The following is a 12,466-nucleotide window of genomic DNA, read 5'->3' on the forward strand; positions in this document are numbered from 1 at the left end:
TATCTAGATGCTTAATTTAAATACTATACCTATCAAAACAGCAGAGAATATATTAAGAGTGCATTCAATTGAGTCGTTCGGTACGCATGATGGTCCCGGAATTCGCATGGTTATATTCTTGCAAGGATGTAAACTAAAATGCTTGTATTGTCATAATCCAGATTCAATACAAACCACAGGAGGTGAAGAATACCATATAGAAGAGCTAGTGCAAATGGCTCTTAAAATGAAATCTTACTTCGGTAAAAAAGGAGGTGTTACCGTATCTGGTGGAGAACCATTGTTACAAGCCAAAGCATTAATTCCTTTTTTCAAAAGACTAAAAGAAGAAGGTATTCATACCAATATAGATACTAATGGTAGAATATTAAATCATTTTTCTCGAGAATTATTAGATGACTATGCCGATTTAATAATGTTAGATATAAAACATATGACAGAAGAAGGTTATGTGGCTTTAACAGGACAGGCAAATAAAGAAATAGCATTTAATCTTGCAAAGCATAGAGAAGACTCTGGGAAAAACATGTGGTTACGCTATGTTTTAATACCAGGACTTACAAATGACCCAAAATTATTACATCAATTAGGTAATCATTTCAAAGATTATAAAACTATTGAGAAAATTGAAATTCAGCCTTATCATAAATTAGGAATACATAAATGGGAAGCATTGGGTTGGGAGTATCAACTTAAAGACGCTCGAGAAAACACTGAAGAAGAATTACAAGAAGCTTCAGAAATATTAAAAACTTATTTTAAAGAAGTAAGGATTAATTAACATCCCTATCATTATTCTAAACACTATATTTTCATAAGATTCATTTAATAAATCTTTTAGAAACTACATTACTACGCTTGAAAAAACAACCACATGAAAACGTACAAAGAAGAACATAAAAAGGCATCAGAGTTTGCTACACGATCTGATTACTTAGATCACGAATTACAAATAATGAAGCCTAGAAGGTATAAGCTAAACCTTCCTGGTAGAGATTTTAGATTTGAATGGGAGGATTTAGTACCTGCGTTTGCAGGTACTCTTGGGATTATAGCAATGTATTCTTCTGTAATGATGGCTTGGGCAGAAGGTTTAACAGAAGCTTGGGATCATATTACACTAGGCAAGGAGTTTGCCATAGAAGTATCTCGAGTAGAAATGTTAATTCCGGCTTTGCTATTTGTTATTTTAGCTTCAGGTTTTTTTAATCCTAGAGCAAATTTAGCAGGTAATCATGGTCCTATGATTCCTTTAATAGCAAGTATAGCTTTAGCAGGTGCTCACCCTTTAGCATTAGCCATATTAATTGGTGTTTTTGGTTTACTTCTCAGTTTTTTTAAAGGAGGATCAAGGCTTGTTAATTTAACGAGTAAAGGTGTTGCAGGTGGTCTGTTGATATTTTTAGGGTTTTCTGGTGCTTTAGTTCAAATAGAGACCATTCAAAACTGGAGTATGGGATTAGAGACTAGTACAATTGAAGCTGGTTCTATGGGATTTTTAGGGCTCCTAATTTTGGGTGTAACAGTAATATTGTATAGTTTCCTTGCACGTATTGAAAAGCGTTGGTTGGCCATACCTGCCTGCGCTATTACAGCATTGATTGTAGCTTTAATAGGTGGTGCCAGTTTTGATCTTCAGTTTACAACTCAAATAGGATTACCTAACTTAAATCCTGTTTATTGGTGGGGAAATACAGAAGAAGGGTGGATGCTTGGGCTACCAAATACGCAACATTTTTTAGCGTCGTTACCTTTTGCTATTTTAGCTGTAGCCATGTGGTCTCCAGACTTTTTAGGACATCGTATCTTTCAAGAAATGAATTACCCAAAGAAATCTGAAAAAGTACTTATGGATGTTGATGATACCATGACTATGTGTTCTATAAGACAAATGGTTGGTACAGCTGTTGGTGGCGGTAATATTACCTCCTCTTGGGGAACGTATATGATACCTGCTGCAATTGCAAAAAGACCTATTCCAGCTGGCGCAATTTTACTTGGTTTAATGGTGATTATCGTTGCTATTTTGGGTTTTCCAATGGATATAGCTGTGTGGCCACCAGTAAGAGCAATTGCATTATTAGTTGGTGTGTTTTTACCAATGATTGAAGCTGGTATACAAATGGTGAGAAAAAGTGCATGCTCTCAAGCTGCAGGTATCTGTATTTTTACAGCTATGGTTACAAACCCAGTGTTGGCTTGGGCATTAGCTATGTTTTTAGATAATAATGGACTAATAGGTGATAAAGACAGACCAAAAACGCTTTCTAAAGTAGACAAATTGGTGATACCATTAGCCATACTTATAGTTTGTATCGGTGCCATGCTAGCTGTAGGTATGTTAGAGTCTAGTTATGGAATTCTACCTTACTTATAGTTTCAAAATTACTCTGTAAATTCTATTTTACTATAGTATACAAATCTAAGTTTTAGATAACAAAAGCACTTTAATATTAAAGTGCTTTTGTCATTTTATAGGTTTACTTAAATAATATTAATTGTTAATTTAATAATTAAGTATTCAAAGCGATGATGTTGTTATGTTCAAACTTTTTGGCTAAAATACTTAGCTTAATAATTTCTTGCTTGTTTTTAAAAATGATTTTGATCATTTTATAATTGTCGTTTTGATGTTAAATTTAGTCTTTCCCATATAGAAAATTCATTTAGCAAATAATTTTAAAACATCATTATAATGGAAATAGCAGAAAAAGTTAAACCTAGAGTTTACAGATTTGGAAATAAATCAGCAGATGGTGATAGTAAAATGAAGAATTTATTAGGTGGTAAAGGTGCTAATTTAGCAGAAATGAGTACTATAGGCATTCCGGTTCCGCCAGGATTTACAATTACAACTGATGTTTGTACAGAATATAACATACTTGGTAAGGATGCCACTGTAGATTTAATTAAGGAAGAAGTAGAAAAGTCAATCTTAAATATAGAAACTCAAATGGGTTCTGTATTTGGTGATAAAGATAATCCATTGCTAATCTCTGTTAGGTCTGGTGCAAGAGTGTCTATGCCAGGAATGATGGATACTGTATTAAATTTAGGACTTAATGACGAGGTTGTTATTGGTTTAGCAAAACGCACTAATAACGATCAGTTTGCATGGGATTCTTACCGTCGGTTTATTCAAATGTATGGTGGAGTTGTTCTAGGAATGAAACCAGAATCAAAAGATGATATAGACCCTTTTGAGGAAATTATGGAACACCTTAAAGAAAAGCGAGGAATTCATCTAGACACTGAATTCTCAATTCAAGATTTACAAGATTTAGTTTACGATTTCAAAGATGCTGTAAAAAAACGTACAGGACATGATTTTCCAACTAATCCGTGGGAACAACTTTGGGGAGCTGTAATGGCTGTTTTTGATAGTTGGAATGGTAATAGAGCAATCTATTATAGAAATATGCATGGTTATCCTGCGGATTGGGGAACAGCTGTAAATGTTCAAGCTATGGTTTACGGTAATATGGGTGATAATTCTGGTACAGGTGTTTGTTTTACTCGCGATGCTGGTACAGGCGAGAATGTTTTTAATGGAGAATATTTAATAAATGCCCAAGGAGAAGATGTAGTTGCTGGTGTTCGTACACCACAACAAATTACTAAATTAGGGTCACAACGTTGGGCAGAATTGGCTAAGATTGATGAGGTGGGTCGTGCAGAAAATTATCCGTCACTCGAAGAGTTGATGCCTAAAATTTTTAACGAATTAAATGGGTATCAGAACATTTTAGAAAAACATTATCGCGATATGCAAGATATGGAGTTTACCATTCAAGATGGGAAACTTTGGATTCTTCAAACCAGAAATGGTAAGCGTACTGGTGCTGCCATGGTGAAAATTGCTATGGATTTGCTAAAAGAAGGTATGATTAACGAAAAAGAAGCTTTATTAAAAATTGAACCCAATAAACTCGATGAATTATTACATCCAATTTTTGACCCAAAAGCCCTTAAAAGAGCCAATGTTATTGCACAAGGATTGCCTGCATCTCCAGGTGCGGCAACAGGTAAAATTGTTTTTTTTGCAGAAGAAGCCAATAAATATAAAAACAGTATCCTAGTGCGTATTGAAACATCACCAGAAGATTTAGAAGGTATGAATATTGCCAAAGGTATTTTAACTGCTCGTGGCGGAATGACGTCGCATGCAGCTGTTGTTGCACGTGGTATGGGTAAATGTTGTATCTCTGGAGCAGGTGCATTAAAAATAAATTATAAAACAAAAACACTTACCGTTGATGACCATGAATATCACGATGGAGATTGGATTTCATTAAATGGCTCAACAGGAAATATTATTGAAGGAAAAGTGGCCACTGTAGAGCCAGAATTAAGTGGTGAGTTTGCTGAGGTTATGGAATTAGCTGATAAATATGGCGTAATGAAAGTTCGTACCAATGCAGATACTCCAAAGGATGCTAAAGTTGCACGTAATTTTGGTGCTCAAGGTATTGGTTTAACAAGAACTGAGCATATGTTCTTTGAAGTCGATAGAATTAAAGCCATGAGAGAAATGATATTGGCAGATACCGTTAAAGGCAGAAAACAAGCACTTGAAGAATTATTGCCAATGCAGCGTGCTGATTTTGAAGGTATTTTTGAAGCTATGGAAGGCCTTTCGGTAACTATTCGTTTGTTAGACCCTCCTTTACATGAATTTGTGCCTCATCAATTAGCAACTCAAAAAGAATTGGCAGACGATATGCATATTTCTTTGCAAGCTGTTAAAAACAAAGTATCAGAGCTCGAAGAGTTTAACCCAATGCTAGGTCATAGAGGTTGTAGATTAGGAAATACCTATCCTGAAATTACAGAAATGCAAACGCGTGCTATACTAGAAGCCGCGCTTAACTTAAAAGAAAGAGGAGTTATATGTAAGCCTGAAATTATGGTGCCTTTAGTTGGTACTGTAAAGGAATTTGAAATGCAGGAACAAATTATTAGGTCAACAACAAATGCTGTTTTTGAAGAACGTAAAGACAGTATTGAGTATTTGGTTGGAACAATGATTGAAGTTCCTAGAGCAGCTTTAATGGCTGATTTAATTGCAGAAAAAGCGGATTTCTTTTCGTTTGGTACTAATGATTTAACACAAATGACCTTTGGGTATTCTCGTGATGATGCTGGAAAGTTCTTACCAATATATATTGAAAAAGGTATCTTAAAAGTGGATCCATTTGAAGTAATTGATCAAGAAGGTGTGGGGCAATTAATAGAAATTGCAACACAACGAGGACGAAGTGTAAAACCTAATTTAAAAATAGGTATTTGTGGAGAGCATGGAGGTGAGCCAAGTTCTGTTGAATATTGTTACAGTGTTGGTATGAATTATGTGAGTTGTTCACCATTTAGAGTACCAATAGCTAGATTAGTATCTGCACAAGCAGCAATAAAAGCAAACATGTAATTAGTGTTTTAAAAAAGCCTGACGTAAATTACCTCAGGCTTTTTTTTATCTCAATTATCTATTTTCAATCCACTTTCTTGCATTAATAAAAGCTTCTAGCCAAGGCGACACTTCGTCATTTCTATCTTGTGGGTAATTTGCCCAATTCCATTGGAAAATAGAACGTTCTATATGTGGCATAGTTACTAAATGACGACCTGTTTTATCGCACATCATCGCAGTATTAAAATCCGAGCCATTAGGATTTGCAGGATATTCAGCATAACCATATTTAGCAACAATGTTGTATTTGTCTTCAGAATATGGTAAGTTAAATTTACCTTCTCCATGCGAAATCCATACGCCTAGAGTTGTACCTGCAAGGGTTGATAACATCACTGATTTATTCTCCTGAATTTTAACTGAAGTAAATCCACTCTCGTGTTTATGAGAATCATTATGAACCATTTTTCCATGAATTTCATGTTCTGGATTTATTTCATCTAACTCCATAAATAGCTGGCATCCATTGCAAATTCCTACAGAAAGCGTGTCTTCTCTTTTAAAGAAATTTTGAAAAACGGTATTAGCTTTTTCATTGTACTTAATAGCACCAGCCCAACCTTTTGCGGATCCTAATACGTCTGAATTACTAAATCCACCAACCGCTCCTAAAAACTGAATGTCCTCTAAGGTTTCTCTTCCAGAAATTAAATCCGTCATATGAACATCCTTAACATCAAAACCAGCTAAAAACATAGCATTGGCCATTTCACGTTCAGAATTACTTCCTTTTTCTCTTAAAATAGCAGCTTTTGGTCTAGGTTTATTTGAGTCTGTTTTTGATAATTTACCAGTAAAATGAGAAGGGAATTTATATTCTAAGGCTTGATTTTTATAATTATCAAATCTGTCTTTTGCTAAGCCGTTTGCCGTTTGTTTTTGGTCTAGTAAGTAAGAGGTTTTATACCACATATCTCTTAATCTCGAAACAGTCATGGTAAATACTTCGTTACCATTTATAATTCCTAAAACATCACTTTCAGTAACGTCGCCAATTTTATGAAATTCAATATTTGCATTAGATAATTCAGCTTCAATAGAATCATCAGAAGATTGAAAAACAAGTCCTGCATTTTCAGCAAATAATACTTTAAATGAATCTTTTTCTCCAAGATTGGTTAAATCTAACTCAGCACCTAAATTATTATCAGCAAAACAAAGTTCTAATAATGTGGTTATTAATCCACCAGAAGCCACATCATGGCCTGCAACAATTTGATCGTTCTTTATTAAATCTTGAATGGTGTTAAATACATTTTTTACGTAAGCTGCACTTTTAATATTAGGTGTTGTATTACCTATTTTATTATTGATTTGTGCGAAAGAACTTCCTCCTAATTCATAAGAATCTTGCGAAAGATTAATATAATAAATAGAACCTTTTCCTTTTTGTAATACAGGCTCTACAACTTTAGTAATATCATTACAATTGGCTGCTGCAGATATAATCACAGTACCTGGAGAAATTACATCACCATCAGGATATTTTTGCTTCATTGAAAGCGAATCTTTTCCTGTTGGTACATTTATCCCTAAATCAATTGAAAATTCTGAAATTGCTTTAACGGCTTCATATAAACGTGCATCTTCACCTGCGTTTTTACAAGGCCACATCCAATTAGCAGATAAAGAAATACTTTTAAGACCATCTTTTAAAGGTGCCCAAATAATATTGGTTAAAGCTTCTGCAATTGAGTTACGACTGCCAGCTTCAGGATTAATTAAACCCGAAATAGGAGAGTGCCCAATTGATGTAGCAATACCTTCTTTTCCTTTAAAATCTAAAGCCATTACACCTACATTATTTAATGGTAATTGTAATGGACCAACACATTGTTGTTTGGCAACTTTACCACCAACGCAACGGTCTACTTTATTTGTTAACCAATCTTTACTTGCAACAGCTTCAAGTTGTAAAACTTGATCTAAATAGTCGTAGAAATTTTTAGTGTTATAAGAAATGCCACTGTATTCTTTTTCTACAGTAACATCATTCATTATTGTTTTTGGAGAACTCCCAAACATATCTTCCAAAGCTAAATCCATAGGTTTTTTACCTGTAGTTTTAGATTCAAAAGTAAAGCGATGTTTTCCGGTAACTTCACCAACATCATATATTGGAGAACGTTCTCTATCTGCTATTTTATGTAAAGTATCTAAATGTTTCTCTGCAATAACTAATCCCATTCGTTCTTGAGACTCATTACCAATAATTTCTTTTGCAGACAAGGTTGGGTCGCCAACTGGTAATTTGTCTAAATCTATATGTCCACCAGTATCTTCAACCAATTCCGACAAACAATTTAAATGTCCACCAGCACCATGATCGTGAATAGAAACTATGAAATTCTCATCGCTTTCTACCATGCCACGTACAGCATTAGCAGCACGTTTTTGCATTTCAGGGTTAGAACGTTGTACGGCATTTAGCTCAATACCAGAAGCTAAAGCACCTGTGTCTGCCGAAGAAACTGCTGCGCCTCCCATTCCAATTCTGTAATTATCTCCTCCAAGAATAACAATTTTATCACCTTCTTTTGGGATATCTTTTATGGCTTGGTCTGCTTTACCATATCCAATTCCACCAGCTTGCATTATTACTTTATCGTAACCAATTTTACCATTAGCATCGCTATGCTCAAAGGTTAAAACTGAACCACAGATTAACGGTTGACCAAATTTGTTACCAAAATCTGAAGCACCATTACTAGCTTTAATTAAAATGTCCATTGGAGTTTGGTACAACCATTTACGTTCTGGAAATGCTTTTTCCCAAGGACGTTCGTCGTTTAATCTTGAGTAAGATGTCATGTAAACCGCAGTACCAGCTAAAGGCAGTGAGCCTTTTCCACCAGCAAGTCTATCTCTAATTTCTCCACCAGAACCTGTTGCTGCGCCATTAAATGGCTCAACAGTTGTTGGGAAGTTATGTGTTTCTGCTTTTAATGAAATTACAGACTCAAAATCTTTTGTTGTGTAAAAGTCTGGTATATCTGCACGTTGAGGTGCAAATTGTTCTACTATTGGTCCTTTTATAAAAGCAACATTATCTTTATAGGCAGATACAATATCGTTTGGGTTTTGTTTTGATGTTTCTTTTATAAGTTTGAATAAAGAGGTTTCTTTTTCTTCTCCATCAATAACAAACGTACCATTGAATATTTTATGACGACAATGCTCAGAATTTACTTGAGAAAATCCAAAGACCTCAGAATCCGTTAATGGTCGTCCTATTTTTTTTGAAACACCTTCTAAATACTGAACTTCTTCATCACTCAGAGATAAACCTTCTTGCTCATTATATGCAGAAATATCTTCAATATTTATTATGGATTCTGGTAGAATATCAATATTGAAAATTTCTTGATTAAGACTTTGAAATTTTTCAGAAATCATTGGGTCAAAATCTGAAAAATCTTTAGAAACAGAAGTGAATTCTTCAATTCTAATAATATCAGAAACACCCATATTTTGAGTCATTTCAACAGCATTTGTACTCCATGGTGTTATCATTGCGGCTCTTGGTCCAACAAAAAAAGCATCGAGTGATGCTTGTTCTATTTTTGGCTGGTTGCCAAATAACCATGTCAATTTTGATATGGTTTCTATTGATAATTCTTTTGTGGCTTGAACAGCATATACTGTGCTGTTTTGGTTTCCGAAGAAATGAATCATTTATCTGTGTTATTTGTCGTGAAAATTAAAACACAAAGTTAATCCATTTTGTGGTAATCTTTATATGTTTTGAATTTAGAATAGCGAAGTATTCAACAAGTTTTAAACAAAAAAAGCAGCTATATAAGCTGCTTTTTGTAATAAGATGTCCTTGTTTTATTGCTTTATCAGTTTCTTTGTAATAGTAGAATTACCTTGAGAAATTTTTACAATATATACTCCAGATTGTAATTTTTGAAGATTTAAAGTACTTGTTTTGTTTATTAAAGTCTTTGTGACTTGTTTTCCTAATATATCATAAATTTCTATAGTAGTTTCAATATTAGACTTTAAATCTACCTTTAGATTATTATTAACCGGATTAGGGTGAAGTTTAACACTTTCTATACTATATTCATCTGTACTTAAACCAGCATAACAAGTATAAGAAAGGTCATCAAACATAACTCTGTTGCTCGAGCCACTATTTCCGTCTATTACAATTGAAATATTATTTTCAATATTAATATTAGGTATGGTGATGGTTTGTTGGTTGTCACCGTAAGCAATGGTGCTAATAAATGTTCCGTTAACATTAAGGTTAAAAGTTCCACTTCCTCCACTAAAAACGCGTTGTGTAGTTACAGTTAAGGAACCAATGCCACCTGAAGTTGTTGGTAATGTTAAAGTTCCATTTCTTACGGTTATTGCTCTTGTATTTAAAGTTTGATCTGTTCTGGCATCTGTAGCGTTCCATGTGCCACCTTCGTCTCCAGTCCAAGTTACATCAGAATAAGAACCTGATGAATTTCCTAAATTTTCAAACGTTTCTGCTAAACAATCTGTTCCGCCAACGCTACCATTATTAGTTGTTGTTGCACAAGATTGATTGCTAAATCCTGAAGTGTTTCCAGCAGCATCTTTTGCTTTAACTGTAAAACAATAATTAGTATCAGGCAATAATCCCGTTACAGTTGCAGTATTAGAAACAACATTAAATGAATACACAGCATCTATATAAACATCATAGCTTGTAACAGCTATATTATCTGTAGAGGCTGTCCAGTTTAAATCAATGGTACTATCAGACGGATTAGAAGCTACTAAATTTGTTGGGTCAGTTGGCACTTCAGTATCTGTTGTAGGGTTCCAAATCATGTTTGCATATTCTGGGTGGTCTACAAAAGGGTTAGCATTACCTTGAAAATTGTATGCAGCATTATTTCTGTCAATTTCTTGTTGGTCTACTGGGTCAACATTGTAATGCCAATCTAACAACAATGTGATTGCCCAATCTTCTAAAGCTTGATTCTCAGTACCATTAAACATATCAAAACCACCATAGTTATCCATTGTATCTTCATAACGTACAGCAAAATAAAGCACAGCTCTGGCAATATCACCTTTAAATTCATCAATTGGTTCAAATACAGTACCAGAATAACCAGACACACTACTTGATCCTCTTTTTGAACCATTTAAAGAGGTCCAATTGGCAGAACTTACAGTTCCAAAAGGAAAGCTTCCTCTTTGTCCGTTAGCGTAACCGTCACTAGGAATTACATGGTGAATGTCATTTCTCATAGGAGAAGCACTACTGAAAGCAGATTGAGGAACTAAATGTTCACGATTATAACAATCTCCTTCAGAACTATAATTTCCACAGTTATTTGAGAAATGGTTATAACCATAAGGGTCAGCTCCATCAGGATTTTCTGTATAATACAATAAAATACTACCATCATTTTCATAGGCAGTATCTGTAAATGTTGTTACATAACCATTATAAAGTTCACCATATCCTTGGTCTACATGACCATTACTTATAATGTTTTTTAATTGTGTCTTTAAAGCATATTCTGTTAAACCACTAGCACTATCATAATAGTTAGAAGGGATTTGTGCAAAACCTAGGGTTGTGATGAAAAAGAAAAATATGTAAAGGTGTTTCATAAGTAATAATGTTAATTATTAATTTGGGTTATTTTTTTCTAAAAGCGCCATGTAAAAGCCATCAAAACCAGATTTGTAAGCTAATACTTTTTTGTCTTTTACAAAGGTAAAATCTTTTCCTGCTTCTGAAGTTAAAAATTTGTCAACTTGTTTTTGATTCTCAGAAGGTAAAACAGAACATGTTGCGTAAACCATTTTTCCTCCGGGTTTTACCATTTTAGAATATTGTTCTAATACTTCTTGTTGCGTTTTCTTAATATTTTCTATGAACTCAGGCTCAAGTTTCCATTTAGCATCCGGATTTCTACGCAGAACTCCCAAACCAGAGCATGGTGCATCAATTAATAAACGATCCGCTTTACCATGTAGTTTTTTTATTGGTTTAGTAGAATCAATAACCTTCATCTCAATATTATGCACACCATTTCTACGTGCTCTAATTTTTAATTTTTTCAATTTACTTTCGTAAATATCCATAGCAATTAACTGTCCTTTGTTTTCCATTAAGGAAGCTAAGTGTAATGTTTTACCACCAGCACCTGCACAAACATCAACAACTTTCATGCCTGGTTTTACATCTAAATAGTCTGCAACTAATTGAGAAGATGCATCTTGTACTTCAAACCAACCATTTTTAAAAGCTTCTGTTCTAAAGACATTAGCACGTTCTGTAAGTTTTAAAGCCGATGGATGGTTAGGTAGAAATTCAGTTTCAATTTCTTCAGATTGTAGTTTTAATTGCAAATCTTTTTTAGTTGTTTTTAAAGTGTTTACTCTAAGGATGACATCAGCTTGCTCATTTTGCATTGCTATTTCTTTAGTCCACTCTGCCTCACCTAATTCTGCAACACCTAATTCGTCAATCCAATCTGGAATTGATTCTTTAAATTTTCTAATTTTAGATAATTCATCAAAACGTCCTTTTATTTTTCTGGTAGGCGTATCTGTAAAGTATTTCCAGTCTGGTAATTTTATTCCTTTTAAGGTAGCCCAAACGGCAAACATGCGCCATAAATCATCTCTATGGTAAGGTGCTTTTACATCAGCGATTTCTGCATATAATCTTTGGTAGCGTACAATTGTGTAAACAGTTTCTGCAACAAAACCTCGGTCTCTACTTCCCCAACGCTTATCTCGTTTTAGTAATTGCTGTATTACTTTATCTGCATATTCACCTTCATTAAAAATAAGGTGTAATCCATCAATCACTGCAAAGCATAAGTTTCTATGTAATCTCATAACTAGTCTTCAATTTTCAATCCTTAACTCACAGTTTTATTAATCTGCAAAAAAGAACGTGCAAAGTTAAGTTAAAAGTTTAAAATGTATGGGTCTTTATTGAAAAGTGTTATTTTTAAATTTTATTAGAGATTTAATAAGGTAAGCGCAAGT

At 34.1% G+C, this 12,466-nt stretch carries 6 protein-coding genes; 3 read left to right on the plus strand and 3 right to left on the minus strand.

What is annotated here, in order from left to right; translation table 11 throughout:
* The first annotated feature begins 7 nt into the window (after positions 1 to 7).
* From pflA to ppdK, 3 genes are all read left to right on the plus strand, one after another.
* Positions 8 to 781 (plus strand): pyruvate formate-lyase-activating protein, encoded by a 774-nt coding sequence (gene pflA, locus HNV10_RS11995; protein WP_194241043.1) that lies wholly within the window; start codon positions 8 to 10, stop codon positions 779 to 781.
* Positions 782 to 874: 93 nt separating this feature from the next.
* Positions 875 to 2,377, plus strand: coding sequence for a DUF3360 family protein (locus HNV10_RS12000; protein WP_173301628.1), 1,503 nt, complete (start codon positions 875 to 877; stop codon positions 2,375 to 2,377).
* 318 nt (positions 2,378 to 2,695) lie between these two features.
* A complete protein-coding gene (ppdK, locus tag HNV10_RS12005) occupies positions 2,696 to 5,425 on the plus strand; it encodes a pyruvate, phosphate dikinase (RefSeq protein WP_173301629.1) in 2,730 nt (909 codons plus the stop codon).
* 54 nt (positions 5,426 to 5,479) lie between these two features.
* Here ppdK and purL read toward each other — a convergent pair whose 3' ends face one another.
* The 3 genes from purL to HNV10_RS12020 all read right to left on the minus strand — a co-directional run bounded on the left by purL (position 5,480) and on the right by HNV10_RS12020 (position 12,313).
* Positions 5,480 to 9,142: a phosphoribosylformylglycinamidine synthase gene (purL, locus tag HNV10_RS12010; RefSeq protein WP_173301630.1), complete on the minus strand. Its 3,663-nt coding sequence runs from the start codon at positions 9,140 to 9,142 to the stop codon at positions 5,480 to 5,482.
* A 156-nt stretch (positions 9,143 to 9,298) separates the two neighbouring features.
* Positions 9,299 to 11,074, minus strand: a complete 1,776-nt coding sequence (locus HNV10_RS12015; protein WP_173301631.1) for an endonuclease — start codon at positions 11,072 to 11,074, stop codon at positions 9,299 to 9,301.
* A gap of 18 nt (positions 11,075 to 11,092) precedes the next feature.
* On the minus strand, positions 11,093 to 12,313 hold the full coding sequence (locus HNV10_RS12020) for an RsmB/NOP family class I SAM-dependent RNA methyltransferase (protein ID WP_173301632.1): 1,221 nt from the start codon (positions 12,311 to 12,313) through the stop codon (positions 11,093 to 11,095).
* Positions 12,314 to 12,466: the final 153 nt, after the last annotated feature.

It is taken from the genome of Winogradskyella litoriviva (assembly GCF_013249065.1).
GTDB classification, from domain to species: Bacteria; Bacteroidota; Bacteroidia; order Flavobacteriales; family Flavobacteriaceae; genus Winogradskyella; species Winogradskyella litoriviva.